At 60.7% G+C, this 25170-nt stretch carries 20 protein-coding genes; 13 read left to right on the top strand and 7 right to left on the bottom strand.

What is annotated here, in order from left to right; all coding sequences use genetic code 11:
- Window positions 1–186: 186 nt before the first annotated feature.
- Window positions 187–483, top strand: a complete 297-nt coding sequence (locus ACM6J5_RS13960; protein ID WP_414928746.1) for a phage integrase central domain-containing protein — start codon at window positions 187–189, stop codon at window positions 481–483.
- 57 nt (window positions 484–540) lie between these two features.
- Here ACM6J5_RS13960 and ACM6J5_RS13955 read toward each other — a convergent pair whose 3' ends face one another.
- The 7 genes from ACM6J5_RS13955 to ACM6J5_RS13925 form a co-directional block, all read right to left on the bottom strand.
- Window positions 541–873: a hypothetical protein gene (locus tag ACM6J5_RS13955; protein ID WP_095946336.1), complete on the bottom strand. Its 333-nt coding sequence runs from the start codon at window positions 871–873 to the stop codon at window positions 541–543.
- A 10-nt stretch (window positions 874–883) separates the two neighbouring features.
- Window positions 884–4504, bottom strand: coding sequence for a type VI secretion system membrane subunit TssM (tssM, locus tag ACM6J5_RS13950; protein ID WP_414928745.1), 3621 nt, complete (start codon window positions 4502–4504; stop codon window positions 884–886).
- Between the two features lie 88 nt (window positions 4505–4592).
- Complete coding sequence (locus ACM6J5_RS13945) at window positions 4593–5825, bottom strand: T6SS immunity protein Tli4 family protein (protein WP_414928744.1); 1233 nt, start codon at window positions 5823–5825, stop codon at window positions 4593–4595.
- Window positions 5813–7618: an esterase/lipase family protein gene (locus tag ACM6J5_RS13940; RefSeq protein ID WP_095946339.1), complete on the bottom strand. Its 1806-nt coding sequence runs from the start codon at window positions 7616–7618 to the stop codon at window positions 5813–5815. The genes ACM6J5_RS13945 and ACM6J5_RS13940 overlap by 13 nt, the downstream gene beginning before the upstream one ends.
- Window positions 7618–10137, bottom strand: a complete 2520-nt coding sequence (locus ACM6J5_RS13935; RefSeq protein WP_414928743.1) for a type VI secretion system Vgr family protein — start codon at window positions 10135–10137, stop codon at window positions 7618–7620. The genes ACM6J5_RS13940 and ACM6J5_RS13935 overlap by 1 nt, the downstream gene beginning before the upstream one ends.
- 4 nt (window positions 10138–10141) lie before the next feature.
- Window positions 10142–11560: a type VI secretion system protein TssA gene (gene tssA / locus ACM6J5_RS13930; protein ID WP_150673062.1), complete on the bottom strand. Its 1419-nt coding sequence runs from the start codon at window positions 11558–11560 to the stop codon at window positions 10142–10144.
- Window positions 11548–12081 carry a type VI secretion protein gene (locus ACM6J5_RS13925; RefSeq protein WP_263597167.1) on the bottom strand — a complete coding sequence of 178 codons (534 nt, stop codon included), beginning with the start codon at window positions 12079–12081 and terminating at the stop codon, window positions 11548–11550. Before ACM6J5_RS13925 ends, tssA begins: the two co-directional genes overlap by 13 nt.
- A gap of 456 nt (window positions 12082–12537) precedes the next feature.
- Here ACM6J5_RS13925 and tssB point away from each other — a divergent pair, with 456 nt between their 5' ends.
- From tssB to ACM6J5_RS13865, 12 genes are all read left to right on the top strand, one after another.
- Window positions 12538–13041 carry a type VI secretion system contractile sheath small subunit gene (tssB, locus tag ACM6J5_RS13920; protein ID WP_414928742.1) on the top strand — a complete coding sequence of 168 codons (504 nt, stop codon included), beginning with the start codon at window positions 12538–12540 and terminating at the stop codon, window positions 13039–13041.
- Between the two features lie 31 nt (window positions 13042–13072).
- Window positions 13073–14551: a type VI secretion system contractile sheath large subunit gene (tssC, locus tag ACM6J5_RS13915; RefSeq protein WP_095946304.1), complete on the top strand. Its 1479-nt coding sequence runs from the start codon at window positions 13073–13075 to the stop codon at window positions 14549–14551.
- Window positions 14552–14968, top strand: a complete 417-nt coding sequence (tssE, locus tag ACM6J5_RS13910; protein ID WP_414928741.1) for a type VI secretion system baseplate subunit TssE — start codon at window positions 14552–14554, stop codon at window positions 14966–14968.
- A 7-nt stretch (window positions 14969–14975) separates the two neighbouring features.
- Window positions 14976–16742, top strand: a complete 1767-nt coding sequence (gene tssF / locus ACM6J5_RS13905) for a type VI secretion system baseplate subunit TssF (protein WP_095946302.1) — start codon at window positions 14976–14978, stop codon at window positions 16740–16742.
- Window positions 16706–17728: a type VI secretion system baseplate subunit TssG gene (gene tssG, locus ACM6J5_RS13900; RefSeq protein WP_095946301.1), complete on the top strand. Its 1023-nt coding sequence runs from the start codon at window positions 16706–16708 to the stop codon at window positions 17726–17728. Before tssF ends, tssG begins: the two co-directional genes overlap by 37 nt.
- Window positions 17725–19074: a type VI secretion system lipoprotein TssJ gene (gene tssJ / locus ACM6J5_RS13895; RefSeq protein ID WP_414928740.1), complete on the top strand. Its 1350-nt coding sequence runs from the start codon at window positions 17725–17727 to the stop codon at window positions 19072–19074. The genes tssG and tssJ overlap by 4 nt, the downstream gene beginning before the upstream one ends.
- Before the next feature lie 37 nt (window positions 19075–19111).
- The gene (gene tssK / locus ACM6J5_RS13890) at window positions 19112–20458 is read left to right on the top strand and encodes a type VI secretion system baseplate subunit TssK (RefSeq protein WP_095946299.1); all 1347 of its coding nucleotides are present in this window, start codon (window positions 19112–19114) and stop codon (window positions 20456–20458) included.
- A complete protein-coding gene (gene icmH, locus ACM6J5_RS13885) occupies window positions 20451–21257 on the top strand; it encodes a type IVB secretion system protein IcmH/DotU (protein WP_414928739.1) in 807 nt (268 codons plus the stop codon). The genes tssK and icmH overlap by 8 nt, the downstream gene beginning before the upstream one ends.
- A 106-nt stretch (window positions 21258–21363) precedes the next feature.
- Window positions 21364–21876, top strand: coding sequence for an Hcp family type VI secretion system effector (locus ACM6J5_RS13880; RefSeq protein ID WP_095946297.1), 513 nt, complete (start codon window positions 21364–21366; stop codon window positions 21874–21876).
- A 70-nt stretch (window positions 21877–21946) separates the two neighbouring features.
- Window positions 21947–22204, top strand: a complete 258-nt coding sequence (locus ACM6J5_RS13875; protein ID WP_095946296.1) for a PAAR domain-containing protein — start codon at window positions 21947–21949, stop codon at window positions 22202–22204.
- Window positions 22205–22231: 27 nt separating this feature from the next.
- Window positions 22232–24355: a type VI secretion system Vgr family protein gene (locus ACM6J5_RS13870; RefSeq protein ID WP_414928738.1), complete on the top strand. Its 2124-nt coding sequence runs from the start codon at window positions 22232–22234 to the stop codon at window positions 24353–24355.
- Window positions 24352–25170 (top strand): DUF4123 domain-containing protein (locus ACM6J5_RS13865; RefSeq protein WP_414928737.1); only part of this gene is annotated, 819 nt, incomplete at its 3' end. The genes ACM6J5_RS13870 and ACM6J5_RS13865, both read left to right, overlap by 4 nt.

Here is a 25170-nt window from a genome sequence, read left to right as displayed (position 1 = left end):
CTTACAGCGCATCTTTTCAACTTGCAACCTTAAAAGTTTCTGATTTTTCAACAAAATCAACTACTTAAGCCAAGAGCAACATCAAACTGCTCGTTAGCGGGAGGCGAATAGTACAGCATTAAAATACGTGGTCAACCCCCCCTTCTGAAATTTCTTCTTCCTTATCAAAGCGCCCGGGTTGCCACCATGAAAACCTCCAGCATCCATATAAAGCATCGAGGCAGCAGAGAACCCAATCCACGCCATCTGCAGGTGAGTGCCATCGACACGGGACCGATCATGCAAGCGATTGAACCCGTCTGGACGGAAAAGACCGAGACCGCATCCCGCGTGCGTGGCCGCATCGAGTCCGTACTGGACTGGGCCACGGTTCGCAGTCGCCGTAGCGGAGAGAACCTGGCGCGCTGGAAGGGCCACCTGACCATCTGCTACCCCGCAAACCAAGATTCAGAAGGTCAAACACCACACAGCCCTCCCCTATGACGAGGCCAACAAATTTGTTCGTATCCGGCAGCCAATTGGCGACTTCCGGGGACATGGTCAAGCACAGGGCGATACGCTTGGATGAGCGGAGCCACCGTGTTTGTCACCACCGGCTCCGTCCGGCCAGCCCCAGGGGGCTTCAAGGGCTACCACTGGATACGGCAGGCGAGCCATGTCGACATGCGCCTGGCGCAGCTCGCTCATGTCGATCAACTCGGCACAGTTGGGCAACAGGAATTTCACGCTGTCACGCAGTTGCTTCGTAACAAACGTGTGGGCCGTGCGAATACCGGGAAGGTTCTGGCCCAGCAATGGCAGGCACACTTCCAGTTGCTCCAGGGCCTGAGTCGAATAGTTCAAGCTGCGGACTCGACCGGTCTTATCCATCATGCGGGACTCCTCACCGTTGCGTAACGTCGTCACTGCGCCCTCTCCCACGTCGCTCTTCCAGCAACGTCCTCGGCAACACAAACCCTTCAAAGCTGCGCTGCGTAATCGGATTGTTAGCCTTCTCCGCCCCAACCCGATAACGCATCAACCCGTCGGCAACGGCAAAGGTCAGGTCCACGCTGGTGTCGGTTCTTCCATTGAGGCGCCCGCGGCTAAGCAGCCGGAACAACGACCACGGCCCGCGATAGCTCAGGCTGGCGGTGTTGCCGGTGCTGTGCACCAGGGTCAGTTGGCTGCCATTGGTGTTGCCCAGGCTGTTGGGCCACACCAGTCCCGTGCGTTGCGGCGCGCCATGCTGGTAGGGGATCAGTTGGCCGTCGACGCTGAGCATGCTGCTCAGGCGGGTGGCGCTCAGGGCCAGGGGTTCGATGGTGAGTTGCACGGCCAAGTGGCCGCGATGGTTGAAGAAGGTGTCGCGGATGCGCTCGACCTTTTTCAGCTGTTCCAGCACGTCGCTGCGCACCAGATAGCCGCCGAGGCTGTCGGAGTACAGCACATCGAGGTTGTCTTTGAGGAACACGTTCAGGTACTGATCGTGGAATTGCTGCAGGCGCCCTTGTGGACCAAAGAACGCTTCAAAGTCCTCCAGCGAGGCGTCCTCGCCGCTGGCCTTGAACGGATAACGGCCCGCCAGGCGGTCGCGATAGAAGCTATAGATCTCACTGTCCCAGCGTTTCTCCAGCTCGCGCAGGGCGGCAATCACCAGCACCTGCGAGGTCTGGTCGGCGAGCTTTTTGACCTGTTGGTTCAGCGGTTCGGGCAGACCCACGGCGACGCGTTGCAGGTTGGCGATCGGGTCGGCACCGCCCAGGGAGAAGCGATTGAGCACGGTTTTAAGGGCGGCTTTACCGGGGTCGGGATTGTCGTGCACGGCCTTGGCATAGTCGTAGACGGCGCTGACCGAGCGCAAGGTTTCTTCGTAGTAGGACGGCTGCTCGCCTTGCGCGGTGATCAATTCGGCCAGGCTGGAGAACGCGCGCCGAATACCAGCGGCCTGCTGTTGGCCGTCCGATACCTTGTCCAGCGCCAGTGGTGCTTGTCCTTCGGCCAAAGGCACGGCCGGGTAAATCACGCTGTTGTCGCGCAAGGTTTCCAGTAGGCGCCGCAGCGGTGCGGCCGGGCCGGTGACTTGTTCCAACACGGCCACACCGTGGCTGAGGTCGTCGAAATCGGTGACCGCGAACTGATTCAGTGCCCGCCGCCAGCTGTCCACATAATCGGCGCTGTACAGGGCGCGAATGCGCTGGGTCAGAATTTTGCGGTCTTCATCGGAGTAGTCCAGGCGCTGCCGTTCGCCGAGCACCCATTGGTCGATCATGGCCAGTTCGATGATGCCGTCGGTGCCAGGCTCGAAGTAGTCCTTGAAGCCCTTGGCGGTAAGCAGCGGTGGCAACTGCAGGCCGCTGCCCGCTTGATCGGTGTTTAGCGGGCGGTAGACGATATCGAACGCTGGGCCGACCTCATTGCGCAGGTCCAGCGGGCGATGCAAACGCTCCAGAGCGTCCTGTTTCAGGCTCATGTAGACCCGTTCGGCCATGGGCAACTGGCGCAATTGCTGTTGCACCTGGGCAATGCGTTCACGGTAGTGCGGCAGGTCGGCGTCGGCGTATTTCAGCGCGTAGCCCAGGTGGCCCATCAGATCGGCCTGCATCTGGCCCTGTCCTGGATAGGCGCGCTGCCACTGCCTGGCGACCCATTCTTCGACGATGGCTGGGCGGCGGTTTTGCCGCTCTTCAAGCATGCGGTAGACGCGCAAGGCCGCCAGTTGCTGATTGCTGCCCGCAGGCGCGGTGTTGATCGCATCCAGCACACCACTGGCAATCGCCGGCAGGAAGCGCTTGGATAGCAGATTCAGGTACGCCTTATCCACGGTGGGGCCGATCGCCCTCCCCTGATACAGCCCCATATCCGACAACAACGGCCACGCTTGGCGATAGTCGCCGTAGACCAGCACTGCATCGCGAATCTGGTCCAGGGGCAGCAACAGGTTGCGCCCGGTGGGGTCGACCTTGGCGTCGATGTCCCGCTCACTGAACTCCTGGCTCTTGGCCAATACATTGGCCGCCTTGTCGCGGTTGATGTTGAAGTAAAACTGCCAGGTGCCGATGGTCACTAAACACCCGAGGGACGCGACGCTGAACCCTGCGATCAACAGGCGCCGTTTGCTGCGGGCCACCTTGATGTTGTCGCCCGCCAGTCCCGCTTCGGGGTAGATCACCCGCTGGAACAGTTGCTGGGCAAAGTAGATAACCGTGCCACCGGCCGGTTTGACCTCAGGTGGTGGGGGCGGCAGTTGGTAGGCTTGCCCCGCTTCTTTTACAAAGGCATTGCTCAGGGTGCCTTGCTGCAAGACCGAGGAGAAATACAGCCCGCGCACCAGCGCCGGGGTGGTGAAACGATCGCTGCCAAGCATTTCGCTCAAGAAGCCAAACAGCGCCGGGCGCAGACCCGCCACCTGGTGCGCCAGCGCCTGCAAGCGATCGCGCTCAATCAATGTGCGCGACTCCCTGGCGCCGTCAAAAACTTGCTCGCTCAGGCAGACGACAAAGGCCTGGTATTGGCGTGTCAGTTCCGCCAGCCAGGCATCGAAATCATCCACCGCGTCCAGGCTGAAGGTGAAGCCCAACAGGTCTTCGCGCCCACTGCGCGACAAGCGGGCGAAGAACTCTTCGAAACCTTCCAGCAGGTCGAACTTGCTCAGCGTCACGTACACCGGCAGGCGCGTGCCCAATTGCCGCGTCAGCTCAAACAGCCGGGTGCGCAGCAGGTTGGCGTGGGCCTTGCGTTGTTCGGGACGCTGCCCCAACAAGGCCTGCACATCGATCACCAGCACCACGCCGTTCAATGCCCGACGGCTGCGGTTGCGCGTCAGCCAGTCGAGCAGGTGCGACCAGAGGCGCGCATGGGTGCCGGCGGGCAGTACCGGTTTGACCTTGCCCTCGGCGCCCGACTGCTCCTCATCACTGACCGTCGACTCCGGGTGGCTGAGAAATTCACCCGGAGGATCGATCAACACCGCCTCGTCACCAATCCACCAATCCACCGGATAGGCCAGTTGCTCTTCCTGGTGCACCCTGACCCCGGCCTTGGTCACATGGGATAAGGCAAAGCTCTGGTTGGAGCGCGTGATCAGGCTGGTCTTGCCGGCGTTCTCCTCGCCCAGCACCAGGTACCACGGCAGTTGATAGAGCGAACGGCGGCGCTCCATATTGTTCAGCAGGTTGCCCAGGCTGCGATCCAGAGCCCGCTCCTGCGCTTCGATATAAGGCAGGCAGGGGTCGGCTTGTAGGGCAACCTCATGTTGGCGTTCGACTTGCAAACGCTGGTAACGCTCCCGCACACGCCACGCCCAGACCAGCAGCGGCGCTACGATCACCACCACACTGGCCGAGACGCGCATCGCCAAGTCGGCCAGCGGCTGGTGCTCACGCCAGGTCCACTGTGGCCCCAGCCACCAGATGGCGATCAGCAAGAACACCACGCCCAGCAGCACCAGCACCGGTAGCGCCTGATTGAACTGGCGCAGTAGCGGCAGGCCCCAGCGTATGAGGTAACTCCAGACCGTTTTCATGAATCGCTCCTAGCGTATTTATAGAATTCATTGCCTACAGACAGCATGAACGCGTTCCTTTTTGCTCCCGCTAACGCCACGCCCATGGTCATGGCTTGCGCTTTTCAAAGCTGGCGATGAACTCATCGAGGATGCGTTTGTTTTCGGCCGCCTCCTCGACCGTTGGGCCACGGTCGTTCGCCCAAGGGTCCGGCTTGGGCGCGACTGAGCCGTAGCGAATGCGCACGGACTTTAGGATTGCATCCCACACGGCCATGGCTTCGTAGTCGGTAAGGGAGGGGTTGACGGGATCTGGTGAAGCGGGTTGTTGCCAGAGCGGCAGTTCGTAACCTTTGTTAGCGAATTGGGGAAGCGTCCAGCGAACTAAGTCCTTGGGTTTGTCAGGATTGATTGGAGTTCTTTTTATCCCACCCGCCGACATACGAAAATTCATGCTTGGACGATTCAGGGCGGGATTTTCACGATAGATTTCGGCCCCGAAGAGGATTTGACGGTGAGTGTCGTCGCTGAAGCCGATCAGGGATTCTTCCGCCGGCATTCCCGCGAGGGTGATCTTCTTCGTGCGCAGGTTTTCATAATCACCCGCGAGGAAAACCCTCGCGCCCTCCTCGGTCCGGGTCTTTATGCTTTTCGTTTGGCTAGGCGATAACGCATTGACATAAACCTCCAGCGACACATCCGAAGCAGGAGGCCGAAAATTGAATGTCGCGATCTCCTGATCGTGGTGACTACGAATCACAATCGGCCCAAGCGCAAACCCCGCGCCGGCATTTTCGGGGGTGACTTTGAAGATTTCCTTAGACAGCTTTAATAGTTGGGCTTGAACGGGATCCGTATCGCCGTCGTAGGATTGAGCTCTGAGCATGACGTAGACGTCATCGATCAGCAGATGAGACTCATGAACGAATGTTTGGCGGCGTGTTGCTTGCTTGTAGTACTGCAGCAACTTTTCCCTGGGTGAGGCCATTTTCGCCGACACCAGCATCGACACATCTGAATTCTTATAGTTCTTAACCGCCGAGATCCGACGCGCCCGCTCCTGCAAGGCCGCATCAAATCGCTCCTGCGTCACGCCCTCCCCCAAGATCAAGACCTCAACGCTTGAGTGATCAGCTCCCAATCCGTAGTACAGCTTCACATCCCCGCCACCACTCCAGTTGGCGGGCAGATCGATCAGGCCTCGGCCCAGCGCCCAGGTGCGCATGTTGCTGGTCAATTCGTGCACGGTTTGTTTCTCCTGTTCGGTGGGCTGTTTGAAGGCGGTGCACCCGGCGACCGCCCCCAACAGCAGGCCTGTAAAAAAAGCGGTCAACCGGCGCATAGCGGCCTCTTGGCTTTCGCTGCGATTTTGATGAGGGAGTAAAGAGTGAATTGCTGGGTTAACGGATTGGCGTACGACGCTTCATGATCGAAGCCGGGTGCCTGGACTTGCTGGCGGATCGAATCCTTGCGTGCCTGCCTGATCGGCGCACGGCCAGAACTCACCGGAACGGTGCCGTCGCCCGTGCCGTCCTGCATGCGGCAGTGCAATTCCCAATAGCTGGTCTGCACGGTTCTGACCGGCGAGTCGGGATCACCGCGCAGGGGTGGCACGGCCTCGGCTTGCCCGCCGACGTACAACGGGCTGCGTCCGTCGTCGCGCACTTCATGCATCTGCAGGCTGGACACCGTGAAGGCATCGGGGCTTGAGGCATGGGGGCCATTGAGACGAGACCCGCGTCGCATTTCCCAGGTGATGGATTCGAAGCTGGGGTGCTTGTCGTCGTTGCCGTAGTAGACGTAGGTTTGCGGGTGGTATGACCCAGCGATGTCCTGGTGAAACTCCTTTGCGCTCCGGATGTTATCCGCGAAATCTTTCCACGTGATCGGATCCCCATCCTTCGGAGCCAACCACTCTTCGCGCAGCAATCCCCACCAACGGTCACGTCGCAGATAAATCTCTTCGTAGGGGTCTTTTTCCGGCTGGCGCGGCATGGCCGGCCCGCCTCGCTCGTCGATCAGCCGCAGCCACCCCGGGGCATAATCCTGGGTGGGCAGCAATTGCAAGGCTCCAGGCGCCTGCGCAAACACAGCGGTGACCTCCTGGCCGGTCGGGCCAATCACCGCACCGGCAATGGGGTCCTCGTCGCTCATGCCGACTTTGCAGCGGCGGTAAGCGACCGGCGCGCCGATGGCAGGCATCACCCCATGGACCACACCGGCGATCTTGTCGGCCATGCCCGGCAGTTGCGCGCATCGCCTCGCCACCAGCCCACCCATGGAATGCGTCACCAGAATCACCTGCTGGCAATTGCGACCGTACTGGTGCATCAGCTCGTCGATGCGCTTGGCCAGCCTGGACGCGGCCTGTTCGTTGGAGTCCAGCCAGTTGTAACCACAGGCATGCACCGGCATGCGGTAGCCGCCACGCGCCACCAACTCGTCCGAAAGTATCGACGGCAACTGGCTGGCGAGGTTGGCGCCCAATCCCGGCATGGCGATGGGAATTTCAGGTTTTAACCGGGTGATGTGCGTAGGCCCAGGCTCGACGGCCACGGTGTGCAAGTGCTCCGGCCGGATGTCGAATTGCGGCCATTGGTGGGGCAGGAATTGGCTGTTCAGGGTGTCTTCCAGCCAAAGCAGAAAAGCGTGATAGCTGGTTTCGCTGACTTCGCCCCAGCCACGTTCTCGATAGCGTTTGGTCAGGGCCAAGGCTGCCTTTTTCTTGTCTGGCTCTGGCTGGGTAATGACCGTACCTACGGCGCGTTTAGGCACCGCTCCTTCTCTATCAACTTCCGCACGAACCGGATGCAGAATTTTTTGACGTTCGCCTGGTGTTTTAAATATCCAGTTTTTCGCCAACCACATGTTCTTTCCCATGAACCCCGCATCCAACCGCCAGATGGGTACCCCCTCTTCTCCCTGCTCTTCGCTCTCCTGCTCAGCAGGCTTACTCTTCAAATTCGACCCCATGATCCCCGGCACGAAAATCACCGGCAGCACCCCATCCGGCGGCAATATGCAGTGCACCGGGTCGGTGATATGGCTGGGCGTCAGGGTCCAGGTATGCACAGGGTTACCCCGGGCGTTGTAGGTCATCGGGGCGACGCGCGGTGTCGACGGGTTATCAGTCATCAAAGGTCTCCTTGCTCGAGCCATTCCAGTACAAGCCCTTCCAGCGTCATGCCCTGTTGCAGGGTGACGAAGCCATCACCATCGGTACGGCCTTCGAAACGTGCGCCGTCTTTGCGCACCAGAGCGTAGGCACGGTTGCGGATGGGTTGACCGTCCGGGAAAAAGGTTTGAAAGCGTTCGTTGAACGATGTGCTGGGCCAGCTATTGAGTTCCGTTGCGGCATTGCTTGGGTCAATGAAGTACTTGTTCGCAGCCTTCACCGTGAAATTGCCTGGCATTCCCAACTCGATATTGCCGCCCTGCATCTTGATATAAGCCCCACCGCACAACAGGGTGATGTGCTTGTCTGCCGCCACCAGCACGTGTTGCTGGCTGGCGCTGATTTCCACGCTTTGATCCGCTTGCACATGGATGCTGTTGTGCTGGGCCTGCAACAGCAGCTGGCCGTTATGGGCGATATGGCGCATGTCGCCACCCTGGGCAAACAGTCCGAGCTCATCGCCTGCATTGATCACCACTTTCCTGCCGGCGGTGAGTTGCTGGTTCTGTTGCGCAACGCTGTCGATGTGCTCGCCTGCACCCATGGCAATACTGCGGGACGTCGCGGCAGCGATGCCGGCAGGCCCACTTAACGCGATGACGGGTTGCGTGCCATTGCCGGAGCCATTGGCCTGATCATTGGCACCATGGCCCAACGCATTCACGGCATCAGTCAGGGACTGTTGCGGCTGTGAATCCCGGGCAATTCCTTGGGCATTTTCGGCAGATGCTCCCAGCTGTTTGGCCAAGGTCAGGGCGGCTTGCAGCACCTCGATCACCTGCTGGCGTTCCAGTTGACCCGCACCGGCCTTCAGTTGAGCTTCAGCGCTCAGCAATAAACCTTTTGCTGCGCGCAACGCGCCGTGACCATCCGTACGCAACTCAAAACCTTCCCCTCTAGGTTTTCCGCCACCGTAGTGGCGTGGATGAGTGAGGTAACCCAGATGCAGCGCGCTATGTTCGTGATCACTCATTAGCGCCGCGCTGATTTGCGCAGTGGTGTCGTCAATGCGCAACTCGTTGGCTCGTGTACCCTTGAACTCGCGACTTTTGGTCGTCGCTACGGCGTTGAGCTTGGGCAGCTCGTAGGGCGGCAGATTGGTCTCGCGGTAGGTGCGGCCCGTGGCGATAGGCTGGTCAGGGTCGCCATCCAGGAAGCTGATGATCAGTTCCTGATTGACTCGAGGCACGGCCATGGCGCCCCAGGTCGCCCCCGCCCAGCCCTGAGCCACACGAATCCAGCACGAACTCTGGTCGTTGTTTTTGTCCGCGCGATCCCACGGGAACTGCACCTTGACCCGGCCCCATTCATCGCAATAAATCTCTTCCCCAGACGGGCCGACCACTGTGGCGATCTGCGGGCCGTCGATGCAGGGTTTGTCACGCAGTGGGGCTTTCCAGTCGGAGGTCCAGCGGATGGCTGTGGCCTGCATCTCGTAGGACGTGCCGCTGCCGCTGCCGAACGCTTCTTCCTCCAGGCTGCTGTGTTGTTTGCCTGCGTGGGTGATGGCGATGGTGCGCCAGCGGTCGTTGAAGTCTTCACGCGGGTGCTCGTTGAGGTCGAACGCCAGCCCCGGTTGCAGGCGCGCATCGTCACCGGCCACATGCGCCAGCTTGGCGTCGTTGCGCAGGGCGGCCAGGCGGGTTTTGGTGAAGGGCTTGCCGGCGATGTCGCGCTTGTAGCGGCCGGGATAGTCGTAACGTTCGTAATCCTGGTGCTGGTTGTTCAGGTCCTGGTCGCCGGTGGCGGTGTGCTGCTGGTTGTAGTACGGATGGGTGAAGGTGTAGTCGCGCTGTACCTGGCGTGCGGTGCGCACTTGTTCGGTGTAGTGGAAGCGGTTCAACACCGGTTCTGTGGCATCGCCGCCGGCCATCGGTTGGTAGAGCACCGGGCAATCGCTGTGGGTGCCGATGGTGCCGAGGCCGCCGACGCGATCGGTAAGGATGAAGGTGTGGCCGTCGGCGCGGTGTTCGAAGCTGTAGAGCAGGCCTTCTTCGGCGGCGAGGCGGGCGATGAAGTCGAGGTCGGTTTCGCCGGCCTGTACGCAGTACTCGCGGGGTTGGTGTTCGAAGCAGATTTCAGTGCGGATGTCGGTGAGTTTTTGCTCGGTGAGCACGCTGGTGATGATGTCGGGCACGGTCTGACTCTGGAAAATGCGCCAGTTGGAACGCAGGTCGAAGCGCGCCAGGGTCGGTTCGACCACGGCCGTGTAGCGGGTGCGGCGAAAGCCGGTGTCGCCCTGGGTGAACAGGCTGACCAGGCCATGGACATAACGCACCGGCGTCTCGCCACGCCATAGGGTGAACAGCCCCGCCAGATCGAGGACCCGATTGAAGTCGATGGCGGCGTTGTGGCTGGCCAGTTCCAGTTCGAGTTTGAACGGCCGGGACAGACCTTCTTCGAGGGTGAACGAGACCACCTCGAAGGCGTCGCCTTTCAAGGGCTCGAAGGTGAAACGCAGGTCGCTTTGGCGGGGCATGTGACTAATCCTTACTTTCACTGATAACAGTCGCTACCCTCTGATACAACGCCGGCTCCCAACCCTGCGCCGTGGTCTCGCGCATCAGCCGCGCAACGTTGGCGTACAGGTCATCCGCCAGCCATGACAAACCACGGGATGTCAGCAGGTCGGCGGCGATCACCGTGGCGTAGCTGCGCTGGCGTGGGGCGTCATGGGCGGCGTGCAGTTCCTGCAGGCGCAGCAGCACCCGTTCAACGCCCTCAATGTTGAGTTGGGCGGCCAGTTCGTCGCGCAAGCCGGCGTATTCCTGCACCGGGCTGCCTGTGGTTTGCGCCTGGTCGGCACCGGTGATCCAGGCATGGGTTTGTGCATCCACGAACGGCGTGCCGTCGCTGAAACACAACTCCAGCAACGCCGGCAAACGGCAGACGAAACGCTCGCAGGTCTGACGGATGGCGGCGGCCACTTCCTCCATTGCCAGGCGCGAGGCGACGTGGGCGGCCAGGTAGCTGCCGCGCAGCCAGTACGGTGAGGCGCAGACGCTTTTTTCGATACGCAGCAATAGGTTCGGGTCCAGGGCGTTAAGGTTCAGCGCGTCCTGGTAGCCGTCGACGATATCCTTGGGCACGGCGGTCAATTCTGTGCGACGGTCGCGGGTGATCGACGGCGCGGTGCGCAGATGCGACCACAGGCCGAAGCGTCGCAATTGGTAGCCGGTGGGGTCGTAAGGGTCTTGCTGGTTGATCTGCTCGGCCATGTTCAACACGGCACGGCGTTGTTCGCGCTCATTGCTCGGTGCTTGCGGTTTGGGACTGTTAAAAAACGCTGAATCCAGAACGCTGCCGGAGGTGGTCGCACGGGTGGGCTCAGTGGCAGCGACCGGCTCGCTGTATTTGTTCAACTGGCGTTGCAACGCATCCAGCGGCGCGGGGTCGAGCCTGGCGCTTTCGGCGCAGCGTTGCAGGTTGGCCAGAGCCAGTTCCGCCGCGGCTTGATAGGCCGGTTCAAAACTGCTGCGCTCCAGGGTCGGCAATACCTGCCCCAGGTCGCTCAACAGACGCTGCACCTGCTTGCGTTTGTTCAGGTAGCCGGTGGGGCCGGGCTTGGGGTAGGCACTGTCCCAATACAGTTCAACCATGCCGGCCAACAAGCCCAGGGCATCGGCCCAACGCGCCCATTGCCGGGTACGCAGCCACACCACTTGCAGATGGGCGACGATGCGCCAGTGCTTGCACTGGGTCACCAGATATTGGCGGGACGCTTCGTCGATATACGGCCAGTCGATATCACTCTCGCGCAAGCCGCCGAGCTTGACCATTTCCTGGTCGATGGCCTGGTAGGTTTCGTCCTCCACATCGAAATGCCCGGTGGGTTGCTCGGGCTCGATGGGTGTCAGCAGCAGCTTGACGGTGTCCGCCGGCACGTCGATTACCAGCGACATACCTGGCGCTCCTGCTTGATCAACTCACCCAGCCCTTCAGCGTCGAATACCAGGCCGTGCAGCCGGGGATAGTCGCTCTCCAGTCGCAGGCGCTGGCCGCCGCCCATGTTGCGCAACAACGAGATGGCCTGCAGGCCGCGGCCGGCGTCGACCACCAGACCGGCATCGTCCAGCACCTGCCACTGATAGGCCTCGGAGACCGGGCGCTCATCCTTGAACATCTGGATGCGAATCCTGTTGGGCTTGGCCGGTTCATCCAGCACCAGTTGCAGGCGGGAAATATTCGATTCGCAGCTGATGGCCAGGTAAGGCCGGGGTGGCAACGCGCCCAAGGCCGGGGCGGAGATCACCAGCCGTTGCTGCTGGTCGTTGTCCGGCTCCGGAAACGACGACAACAGAAAACGCTGATCTTCGGGTGGACGCCTGGCTTCATTGCGCTGTACCAGATCGACAATCGGCAGTACCCGGCCAACGGCGCGTGGTGCCGCCGGTGCGTGATGGATGGGCGTACCAGCGGCCAAATCAAAACACTCCAGGCGCTTCAAGGGGGAGACGATGGAAGGGCAATCTTGTGTCGTCGCCTGCGCATCTATTACAGCCACCACCGTTAGACAAAGTCCCCATTTCCACTCTCGCCATCCGTCGCGCATCAACATCTCCTGATATGCCTCGTCGAAATCCAAACCGGACATCTTTCTTAACTTTTCGAACTAACGCTTTTTATCTGCGAGTTCAACGATCAACTTCAAGAGCATCACCCGAGATCAACAGCAAGGCAAGTAAAAGACGAATATCACACCACTAAAACAGAATAGAGAGAGGCATCTATCAGATATTTCTACAGCCCACGTAGGAAAATGTGGAAGCAATACTACTTCCCACACCAAAGCCCTACGAATCGTGTCCACACCGTCCTACATGACAAATCTTTCAATAGCCGGTTCTAATACACCGACCTTACGGAAAGGATTATTCCCATGTCTAAAACTCAGGGTTCTGTCGCGCCAAAAGAACGCGTCAACATCAAGTACGTCCCGGCCACCGGCGATCAAAAGGCTGAAGTTGAATTACCTCTGAAGTTGCTGATCACGGGTGACTTCAAGGGCCACAGCGAACTAACCACCCTTGAAGATCGGCAATCCGTTCGAATAGACAAAGACACTTTCAATGAAGTACTGACCAAGGCCGAAGTTACTCTGGATATAGCCGTTCCGTCCGTTCTGAACAACGACCATGACACCGAATTGAATGTGCAACTTCAATTCAAAAGCATCAACGACTTCGGCCCCGACGCCGTCGCCCGCCAAGTACCCGAATTGAACAAGTTGCTGGAACTGCGCGAAGCCCTGGTTGCACTCAAAGGCCCCATGGGCAACGTCCCGGCGTTTCGCAAACACCTGCAGAGTCTGCTGACCGATGAAACCGCCCGCCAACGCCTGGCCAGCGAGCTGAATCTGGTGATCGACGCGCCCCACCACTGATTTGAACACCCTTCTCAACGGAGTACTCCCCATGCCTACGGAAAGCGCCGCCGCCCAAGTATTGGTGACTGACGAACCACTGTCGTTGCTCGACCAACTGCTGGCCAACACCACCATTCGCCCCTCCCAGGAAGGCTATGCCGTGGCCCGACAAGGCGTGGCCGCGTTCATCAGCGAGATCCTGCAAAGCGGCGACCATCAGCAGCCGGTCAACAAGCACCGGGTCGACCAGATGATTGCCGAAATCGACCGCGCCCTGAGCAAGCAGATGGACGTGATCCTGCATCAGCCGCAGTTCCAGCAACTGGAGTCAGCCTGGCGTGGGCTGAAGCTGCTGGTGGATCGCACGGATTTTCGCGAGAACATCAAACTGGAAATGCTGCATGTCACCAAAGAAGAGCTGCTGGACGACTTCGACAACGCCGGCGATATCACCCGCAGCGGCCTGTACAAGCACGCCTACACCTGCGGTTACGGACAGTTCGGTGGCGAGCCGATCGCGGCGATGATTGGCAACTACACCTTCGGCCCGTCATCCCCGGACATGAAGCTGCTGAGCTACGTCGCCTCCGTGGGCGCCATGGCCCATGCCCCTTTCGTGATGGCAGCCGGTCCTGAGTTCTTCAACCTCAAGAGCTATCAGGACCTGCCGTCGGTCAAGGAAGTCAGCGACATTTTTGAAGGGCCCGGCCATACCAAATGGCGCAGCCTGCGTGAGATGGAAGACTCCAAATACATCGCCGCGACGCTGCCGCGCTTCCTGCTGCGTTCGCCGTACGATGGTTTGGAGAACCCGATTCGCAGTTTCGGCTATAACGAAACCGTCGACGGTAACCACGACAATTACTTGTGGGGCAACACCGCGTTCCTGATGGCCTCGCGCATCACCGACAGCTTCGCCCGCTACCGCTGGTGCCCGAACATCATCGGCCCGCAATCCGGCGGCGCGGTGGATGACTTGCCGGTGCACCTGTACGAATCCCTCGGCCAATTACAGGCGAAGATTCCCACCGAAGTGCTGATTTCCGATCGCAAGGAATTCGAGCTGGCCGAAGCCGGTTTCATTCCCCTGACCATGCGCAAGGACAGCGACAACGCTGCGTTCTTCTCTGCCAATTCAATACAGAAACCCAAGAACTTCCCCAAGACCCGCGAGGGCCAGGAAGCCCAGACCAACTACAAGCTCGGCACCCAGTTGCCGTACCTGTTTATCGTCAATCGACTGGCCCACTACATCAAGGTGCTGCAACGCGAGCAGATCGGCAGTTGGAAGGAGCGCCAGGACCTGGAACGTGAGTTGAACACCTGGCTCAAACAGTACATCGCCGATCAGGAAAACCCGTCGTCCGATGTGCGCAGCCGACGCCCCTTGCGCGCCGCGCAAATCGTTGTACAGGACGTGGCGGGCGATCCGGGCTGGTACCAGGTGTCGTTGGCTGTGCGTCCGCACTTCAAGTACATGGGCGCCAACTTCGAGATCTCACTGGTCGGCCGGCTGGACACCCAGTAAGTGGGGGCCGGGAGCCTGTTCGAGCGCCTGGAACCCGACACACCGCGCTACCGCCCAGGCAGCGCGGATGAACAAGCGCGCCAGCGTGTCGAAGCGATCAAACGCCACCTGGAACAGGTGCTCAACTCACGCCAGGGCTGCTCGCAAAGCAGCCCTGAACTGGGCCTGCGCGATTTCAATGGGGTTACCCAGGCCAGCAGTGATCTGGTGGTGGCCATCAGCGCTGATATCCGGCGCTCTGTGGAGGCGTTTGAACCGCGCATCAAGGTCACGGGCGTGCGTTATCAGCCCGACCCGGACCTGCCGCTGGAGCTGAACTTTCGCCTGGATTGCCAGGTGCGGGTCAACCACAAGGAAGAACAGGTGCAGATCGAGGTGGCCATGCACGGCCGCGACGGCTACACCCGCGTGAGATGAGGATGCGATGGACTTGAAACAACGCTTTGCCGAGGAGTTGCGCTACCTGCGCGAACTCGGTCGCGAGTTTGCCGAGGACAATCCACAGTTGGCGCAGTTTCTCGGCGACGAGGCCGGCGACCCGGACGTGGAGCGATTGCTGGAAGGCTTTGCCTTCCTCACGGCCAAGCTCGGCATGAAGATCGACGACGATTTGCCGGAGCTGACCCATCCGCTGCTGCAAATGCTCTGGCCCAACTACCTGCGGCCCTTACCCAGCGCGACCATCATCCGGTTCGAGCCACGGCCCAATGCGATCAGTCAACGCAAGGTGATTCCCAAAGGGACACGGCTGTTTGCCAAACCCGTGGACGGCATCTCCTGCGAGTTTCGCACCTGCACCGACGTCAACCTGTACCCGTTGGCTTTGGCGCAAGTCAGCGATGCCCACAGCCGCGAAACCTCGACGCTGCGCATCGACCTCAACGTGTTGACCCAGCAACCGCTCGACAGCCTTGAATGCGATCAGTTGGATTTTCACCTCGGCGGCGACAATGCCACCGCACTGACCCTGTACCTGTGGCTGGCCCATTACCTCAAAAGCGTCACGCTGTACGTCAACAACACCCCTTATCGTCTGAACCCCAGCGAGTTGGGCTTCCCCGGTTTCACCGCCGAGGAGGCATTACTGCCCTACCCGCGCAACGTGTTCGATGGCTACCGGATCCTGCAGGAATACTTCGTGTTTCCGCAGCGGTTCCACTTTTTCAGTCTGACCCGACTTGCCAAGGTCTGGCCGGCCGTCAGCACTGGACAGATTCGCTTCGAATTTCAGTTTTCCCGGCCGATGCCGGTCAATACGCATTTGCGCACATCAGACCTTCACCTGTTCTGCGCGCCGGCGGTCAATCTGTTCCGCCACGATGCCGAGCCCATCACACTGGATGGACGCAGCCAGGAACGCCGTATCAGCCCCAGTGGCAACCGCCACGATGCCTTTGAGATTTTCAGTGTCGACCGGGTGGCCGGGTGGGATGCCGCCGACAAGGAGCGCAAGGGTGAGCCGTTGCGACGATTTACCCCGTTCGAATCGTTCCAGCATGAAATCGAACATGCCCGGGGCCGTACCGCGCTGTATTTCCGCACCCATATCGAGCAATCCCACGGCCGTGAGGGTTTGCGTCATCGCATCGCTTTCGTGCGCGGCGATGAAAGCCTGTACATCGGCGAACGTGAAGCAGCCTCGATTGAGCTGACCTGCACCAACCGCGACCTGCCGCAGTTGCTGGGGGTGGGTGATGTGTCGCTGTCCACCGAAGCCACACCGTCGTTTGCCACCTATACCAATCTGATTGCGCCAACACGTTCCTACCGGCCGGTGCTGGATGCCAGCCTGCACTGGACGCTGATTTCCAACCTGTCGCTGAACTACCTGTCGTTACTGTCGGCCGAGCCGCTCAAAGCGGTGATCCGCGCCTATGACTTTGCCGCCCTGCACGACCTGCAACAGGCCCGCGCCACACGCAAGCGCCTCAACGGCATCAAGGATGCCGTGACCACCCCCATCGACTGGCTGATGAAGGGCCAGCCGGTGCGTGGCGTGCAGACCCGTTTGCAACTGGACCAGAACGCTTTTCTCTGCGAGGGCGAGTTGTACCTGTTCGGTAGCGTGCTTTCACACTTCTTCGCCCTCTACGCCAGCATCAATTCCTTCCACCGTCTGGAAGTGATCAATACCACCAACAACGAGTGTTATGAATGGCCACTGTTGACCGGCAGACAACCCGTGATCTAGCCGACCGGCTGCTGGCTGACGCGCGAAACTATTCGTTTCACCGTTTGCTGGAGCATTTGCACGCCTTGCATGGCGATGACCTGGAAGCGCGGCCCCTGAGTGCGGCGGCGCGCCGTCGCGTGCGCCTGCAAAGCCATGCGGGGCTGGGCTTTCCGGCCTCCGACGTGGTGTTGGCTGGCCGCGTAGAAGATGGGGGCGACGAAGTGCGATACCGCTTGCAGACCAGCTTCTTTGGCCTGCACGGTACCGACTCGCCTTTGCCCGGTTATTACCTGGACCGCCTGGCTTACGAACAATCTCAAGAGCGCGGCATTCGTCCGGCGTTCATGGACTTCTTCAACCATCGCTTGCTGACCCTGCTGCACACCAGTTGGCGCAAGTACCGCTACTACATTCGCTTCCAGGCCGAGGCGAACGACCGTTTTTCGCGTTACGTATTCTCCATGGTCGGGCTGAACGACAACGACCTTCGCGGTACGACGCCGCTGCCGTGGGGCCGCCTGCTGAGCTTTGCCGGCTTGATCGCCAACCGCAGCCGCTCCCCCTCGGTGGTGTCCGGCATCGTCGCGCATTGCTTCGACCTGCACGGCGTACATATCCGTGAGTTCGAGGCTCGCTCAGTGAGTTTGCCGCAACGCCAGCGCCTGGCGTTGGGCAAGGGCAACGGCACCCTGGGCAGTAACTTTGTGGTGGGTGATCGCAGCAAGACCCGCGCCAGCAAGTTCACCCTGGTGATTCCTAACTTGACTCAAGCGCGCTTTCGTCAGTTCTTGCCCAGCGGCGATCAGTTCGGGCGATTGCGCCAGTTGATGGATTTTCTGCTGCGCGATGCCACCGCCTACGACCTGGAACTGGGGCTGCGCGAAGAAGACGTACCACCGTTCAACCTGCAACGCGCCAGCGGCACCCACCTGGGCTGGACCAGTTTTATCGAGCATCAACAGCAACGCCATCCCGCCGTGGTGCGGATTCGGGGGCGCGTATGAAGCTGAGTCTGGTAATCAGCAATCCCGCGCAGTTGCTGCACGGCTATCTGCCCGCTCATCAATTTGGCTCACAGGGCGGAAGCATCGGCAGTGCCGCAGTGGACTGGCGCCTGGAAGACCGCCACAACAGCGTGCGGCCCAACCACTGCGACATCCGCGTCATCGAAGGGCGATTCTGTGTGATCGACCGCAGTGGTAGAACCTACGTCAACGGTCACGACCTGCCGCTTGAGCGGCATGTGGCGATAAGCCTCAACGACGGTGATCGGTTGCAGATTGGTGCGTACCAGGTCGCGGTGCAATTGGGCGAGCACGCCCCAGGGCAACGTTCGCTGGATGAACTGCTCGGCGACCACCCTCAAGGCATGCACGTGTGGCACCAGGAAGATGCGCCGAGTAGGCCACCGGCGGATAGGCGACCTGCCACTTGCCCGGAATTCGAGCGCCTTTGCCGGCCCGTGGATTTGGTAGAGCAAGGCGACCCGCTGGGAGCGATGCATGAAGCACCGCCACCAAAACCGCTGGCTGATATTTGCGCGCCTGCACCCAAGCGCACCGTCAGCCTGTTCAGCACCCTGCGCCTGGGCACCTTGTTGCTGGCCTGCCTGGCCCTGGGCGGCTGCACCATGCTCGGCAAGATCGGCCAGGTGATCTGGACCCCATCGATTCCGGTCGGCGGCCCCGACGATCAGCCCAGTCGCTACTCCCTGAGCCTGTACGCCAGCGACCACGTCAACCCGCGCCTGATCAGCACCGGCACGGCACCGGATGAGGACGCGAGCCGCTCGCCCTACACCCTCAACGTGCAGGCCGCCAGCCCGCAGGCCCTGACGGATAAAGTACAAACGCTGCTCAGCCACCTTTACGAAAGCGTGCCGGCCCAGTCGCCACTGAGTTTGGAGCCAGCGCCCGTCGTGCCGATGTCGCCCATCGAAGACGCGCTGCTGGGTGACTACGACGCTCAAGGGGTCAGCCTGACCACCCCGTGGGGCAACCCGGCCATGCAGCACGTCGCCACGCCGATCGCCTTCAAGGTGTTGCAACTGAGCGACGACTCGCTGCTGGTCAACGCCAGCCCTCAGGCCCTGGCCGACGACCTGAAAAAGACCCTGGGCAGCACCTACATCCGCGCCGACGACTACCTGCTCAACCCAGGCCAATTCAAGTTCATCGACCTGCGCGCGCTTGATGAAGACACCCGTTTCATCGCGGTGATCGCCCACTACCACAGCAGCGATGTCGGCCAGTGGAAACAGCGTCTGCGCGTCGAGCCCAAGGGCCGGCAATACGCAGTGCTGGTGCAGCTGGACGCTGCCCAGGTCAGCCTCAAGGGAGAAACCCGATGACGCCCTTTTCAGCCGCTTTTGCCCAGAGTAACCACCGATGAGTTCACGCAACCCCGTCATCTGGCATGAAGGTTTGTTCGTCAAGCCCCAGCACTTCCAGCAACAGGCCCGCGCCGCCGAAGCCGCCGTGCATCAGCGCCTGCACAGCCTCAACGACGCGCTCTATGGCTTCAGCGAACTGACGCTGAACAGCGAATACCTGAGCTTCGGCAAGGTGGCCATTACCCAGGCGCGCGGAATCATGCCCGACGGCAGCGTCTTCGATATCCCCCACGACCTGGCGCCGCCCGCCCCGCTGGAAATCGCCGACAGCAGCGCGGTCGGCCAGATCGTCTACCTGGCCCTGCCGCTGCGCTCCAACGGCGCCCTCGAAGTACGCTGGCCCGACCAGTACGGCAACAGCCGCTACATCGCCCGCCGTGAAGAAATCCGCGATACCCACAGCGATGACGGCGATCAGGTCGGCATGGACCTGGCCGTGCCCAACCTGCAACTGATGCTCGAACGCAGCGACCGCAGTGCTTTCACCGGCATCGCCCTGGGCAGAATCAAAGACAAACGCCCTGACGGCAGCCTGGTGATGGACGAGCACTTCTACCCCACCAGTCTGTCTCTGCAAGCAGTGCCGGCGCTGCACCGCTACCTGGGCGAAGTGGCCGGGTTGATGCGCGAACGCGCCAAGAACCTGGCCCAGCGAATCGGTTCCCCGGGGCAGTCGGGGGTGGCTGACGTCACCGACTTCAACCTGCTGCAAACCCTCAACCGCTTGTTCCCGCTGTTCCAGCACCTGGCGCGCCAGCGTCAGGTCCACCCGGAGCGGCTGTACATCGCCCTGGCCCAGGCCTGCGGCGAACTGGTGACCTTTACCGACGAAGACCACCTGCCTCAGGAATACCCGGCCTACCAGCACGACAACCTGCGCGAGTCGTTCCAGATGCTGGAACACACCCTGCGCCGCGCCTTGGGCACGGTGCTGCAACCGCGTGCGGTGTCGCTGCCTATCGTCGACCAACTGTACGGCGTACGCAGCGCCGCATTGAACGACAAGCGCCTGTTGGATAACGCCGAATTCATCCTCGCCGTGCGCGCCGAACTGCCGGCGGAAACCCTGCGTCAACAACTGCCCAAGCAGATCAAGATCACCTCCACCGAAGGCCTGGAGCAACTGGTCAGCCTGCAACTGCCGGGTATTCCCCTGCGGCCGCTGCCGGTGGCGCCGCGACACCTGCCGTTCCATGCCGGCTTCAGCTACTTCGAACTCGACCGCCATCACCCTGCCTGGCAAAGCCTGAGCAGTGGCAGCGGGTTTGGTTTCCATATTGCCGGTGAATTCCCGAAGCTGGAATTGCAGTTCTGGGCGATCAGGAGTGAAAAAGATGATTAAAACGACACCCGATTCATGGCGTCACGAGGAGATCTCCGGCGCCATCGACTTTGACGGTGAAACGATCACTGCCAGCGGCCAAACACACTTGGCCGACCCTGAATTCGACATGCGCGGCCTGGCCTGGAACCCGCTGTGCGATGCCGCCACGCCGCTGATCGGCCTGGTCATTCGTCTACGCCGCCTGGACCAGCACGGTGACGTACCTGCGCTGTACCTGAGCGTCAGCAACCAGATCACCACGATCATGGAAGAAGTCAGCCAGCTCGACTACGACGCCGGCATGCTCAAGGCCTACTCCTACAGCCTGTGTTTGTTGCTCGACGAAGTGGTCATGAGCACCACCTGGGGCAGGCTCTCCAGTTGGAGCGCACGCTCGTTGCTCAGCCAGTTCCACGGAGAAACCCAGGGCGGCGAAAGATTCTTCACCGTGATGAACAACATGATCCCGGAAGCTGCCAGGTATCAGCATGTGCTGGAGTTCATGTACCAGTGCCTGATCTCCGGCCTCAAGGGCAAATACGGTGCCCATACCAAGGGCGATGACGAAATACAGAAGATCATCACCCAACTGCACGGCCTGTTGCGCCCCTTACGCGGCGAGACGCCCAAGCGCCTGACCGATCCGCTGAAAAACGTCGCGCCGCGCAACTACCGGATCCAACGCGCCTGGCCGTTGTGGACGCCGTGGGCCATGGCCGCCGTCGTGCTGACGGTCGCCTACACGATCTACTCGATCCGCCTGAACGCCATCACCCAGCAAGTGCTGGAGTCCCTGGAGCGGGTGCTGCACCTGTAACCGATTTTCAGCGCGCTCATCCCGAGCGCCTGCAAAGCCATGGCCGTGTCGGCCATAACCCGCGGCCCCCAGGGGCCGTTCACTTGATCGCGACAAGGAGCTTGTCATGCCAACACCCGCGTACATCAGCATCTACGGCAAAACCCAGGGTCATATCACCAAGGGCGCATTCACCGCCGACTCAGTGGGCAACGTTTATGTGGAAGGCCACGAAGACGAAATCCTCGCCCAGGAAATCGACCACGCAATCGGTACGCCCACCGACCCACAGAGTGGCCAACCGTCCGGGCAACGGGTGCACAAGCCGCTGACATTCACCAGCGCCTTGAACAAAGCCTCTCCGATGCTCTATCAGGCCCTGGCCACCGGCGAAATGCTGCCCACCGTTGAAGTGAAGTGGTTCCGCACCTCGGGCGACGGCAAGCAGGAGCACTTCTTCACCACCAAGCTGGAAGACGCCACTGTCGTCGACATCCACACCGTCCTGCCCCACGCACAAAACGGTGACAACGAAAACTACACCCAACTGATCAAGACCAGCCTGGCGTATCGCAAGGTCAGCTGGACCCATGTGGTGGCCGGCACCGAAGCCTCGGATGACTGGCGCAAGCCGGCTTAATCGCCAACCGGCACGCTCCGCCGCACAGGCGGCGGAACGTTCACTGACTCGATAATTTCCAGGAGGTTCTATGCCAGCCGTCGTTCTGGTCGGACACGAACACGATTGCCCTTTGTGTGGCCCCACCACCGTTGACAGCGGTACACGCAACATGACCGTCAACGGCCGCGCCGTCGCCCGTGTCGGCGACACCCTTGGATGCGGCGCCGTCATCACCAGCGGCTCGCCCTCGATGGCCATCAATGGACAGCCAGTAGCCCGTGTCGGCGATACCACCGATCACGATGGAAAATTGGAAAACGGTGATAGCAGCTGGTTGATCGACTGACATTCACACTCTCGACAAGGAGGCCCCATGCCCCGCCAAAGCGACCTGCGTTTCACCTTCGAGCCCTTGAAAGGCGACGCCTTCGAGGTGGTCTCGTTCACCCTCGAAGAAGGTCTGTCCCGGCCGTTCAAACTCGAACTGGAACTGGCCAGCCACAACGCCGCCATCGACTTCAATCGGGTCCTCGATCTGGCGGGGCTGTTCACCCTATGGCGTGGCGACACTCCGGTGCGTTATGTCCATGGCCTGGTCAGCCTGTTCCAGCAGGGTGATACCGGCTTTCGTCGCACCCGCTACACCGCCGTGGTCGAACCGACCCTGGCGCGTTTCGACCTGCGTTCCAACTGGCGGATTTTCCAGGGCCAGACGGTGCCCGACATCATCACCAACGTGTTGGCCGAGCAACAGCTGACCGACATCCGCACTGAAATCTGCTTCGAACACCAGCCCCGCGAATACTGCGTGCAGGCCGGCGAAACCGACCTCGACTTCATCGCCCGCCTCGCCGCCGAAGAAGGCCTGCTCTACAGCTTCGAACACCGCGCCGACGGCCACACCCTCGTCCTTACCGATCGCGTCGGCGGCCTGGGCACCATTGGCACCCACACCGATTGCCCGGTGCTCTACCAGCCCATGGGTGGTGGCGATTCCATGGAACCGGCGTTGAACCGCTTCCACTACACCGAACAAGTGCGCACCGCACGCCAGGTACAGCGCGACTACACCTTCACCCACCCGTACTACAACCAGCAGCACACCGCCACCGGCGACCAGGACCTGAACAACCAGCACAAGGACTACGAACGCTACGACTACCCCGGCCGCTACAAACGCGACATCGCCGGCAAGCCCTTCACCAAAACCCGCCTGGCCGCCCTGCGCAACGACGCCAAGCTGGCGCATGTGGCCGGTGACGATGCGCGCCTGCAACCGGGGCTGGCGTTCGACCTCAACGAGCACCCGCGTGAAGACTTCAACGACCGCTGGCGCACCATCGCCATCACCCACGCAGGCAAACAACACAGCAGCCTGGAGGAAGAAGCGTTCGGCAGCGGCAGCGGCACGTCCTACGAGATGCAGGCCACAGCCATCCGCTGGACCTCGGACTGGAAAGCGCCGCTGCGTGACAAACCCTGCATCGACGGCCCGCAGATCGCCACGGTAGTCGGCCCGCCCGGGGAAGAGATTTATTGCGACGAATGGGGCCGGGTCAAGGTGCAGTTCCCGTGGGATCGTTCGGACAAGAACAACGATCAAAGTTCCTGCTGGATCCGTGTGGCTCAGGGCTGGGCCGGTGCGACCTGGGGCGCCATGGCCGTGCCTCGGGTCAATCAGGAACTGATCATCAGCTTCCTGGATGGCGATCCTGACCAACCGATCGCCACGGGCCGCACCTACCGCGAGACCAATCTACCGCCGTACGAGCTGCCCAAGCACAAGACGCGGATGACTATCAAGAGCCGTACCCATAAGGGAGAGGGCTTCAATGAGCTGCGTTTTGAGGATGAGCTGGGGCAGGAAGAGGTGTACATCCATGCCGAAAAGGACAAGAACGTCCATATCAAACATGACAACACGACGTTTGTGGGTAATGACCGTAGTGAGAAAGTTGGGCATGACGAGCAGATAGAGGTAGGCCACGACCGCAAGGAACAGGTGGGCAATGACGAACGTATAAGCATCACTCAGGACCACTATCACAGTGTGGGTCGGGATCGAATGCAGAGTTTCGGTCGCAACCACCAGATCAGCATTGGCAAAGACCGGGTCGAGACCATTGGCAATGATCGACACGACACGATTGCAGTCAATCACCGCATGGAAATTGGCGGTAACGCCGAACAGGTCATTCAGGGTTCCCAACATATCTCTGCCGCGCAAGGCATAGGCACCAAAACCACGACCTATCAGCTGCAAACCAGCGACAGCCTCGTTCTACAAGGCCCCGGCGGTAGCATTACCCTGGATGCCAATGGCATCACCCTCAGCGGGATTGCCATCTACCTGAATGGGCCGACGCAACTTAACGCTAAAGGCGCAGGACACTCACTCATCCTTAGTGGCGTGCCGACAACCGGCGAACCAATCTGTGTTGGCTGCTGGCTCAAGGCCGCCCGTGAGCGTAAAGCCCTCGTGAAGGTGGACGCATGATTCCCGGTGAACTGCTGACGGCACTGACCAACGACCTTTACGCGCACGACGTCCCCCGTCCGCGATATCTCGTCGCGTTGATCGATATGGCGACATTACCTCAGGAAACCCGGCAAAAACTGACGGACCATCCAGGCTTTGATCTGCAACCACTGCTTCTGGCTCCCGGCCTGGAACAGCTCAGGCCATTGGGCCCGCACTTGGCATGTCCACGTGAGGCCACTCGCAAGGGCCATGGCGCACTGATCGACAGTCTTGCGCGCTATGACAGCAATACCATCGTCGCATGGATTACCAGCACTGTGAGCGCCGATGTGCTGGCCCGACATCTGAGTCAGGCCACGTTTGTCGACACGCAAGACAGCGAGCGTTACTTGTTGCGCTACTACGACAGTCGTGTCACGCCGAAGCTTTTGCGCCATGCCCCCGAGCAGTGGAGAGAGTGGCTGCTCGCACCCGTTGTGTCCTGGTGGTGCCGTGGGGCTACTCCAAGCCAGGAGCAGTGGCATCGAATCCGCGGAGGAGCACGGTCAGTCCCGATCGTTGCCGCCCCGCGATTGGTGATGGACACCGCGTTATGGCAAGCATTGGAAAGTGATCCCCTGCCTTTCCGGCTACTGGAAACACTCAACGAAACCTCACCCACTTTATTCAGTAGCCCGTGCCATGGAGTGCGTCTGGCGCTGATCGAGTCGCTGCTCAGCCAAGGAAAGAGCCTGGGATTGATTGACCATCACAACCTGACCGATTTCATCATCCTCACCCTCCAACACACCCCCCAACGCTTGCAAGGCACTGCCCACTGGCAGGCCGCA

The organism is Pseudomonas sp. IT-P74 (genome assembly GCF_949768175.1).
Taxonomy (GTDB): domain Bacteria; phylum Pseudomonadota; class Gammaproteobacteria; order Pseudomonadales; family Pseudomonadaceae; genus Aquipseudomonas.
This window is presented reverse-complemented; position numbering and strand designations above follow the sequence as displayed.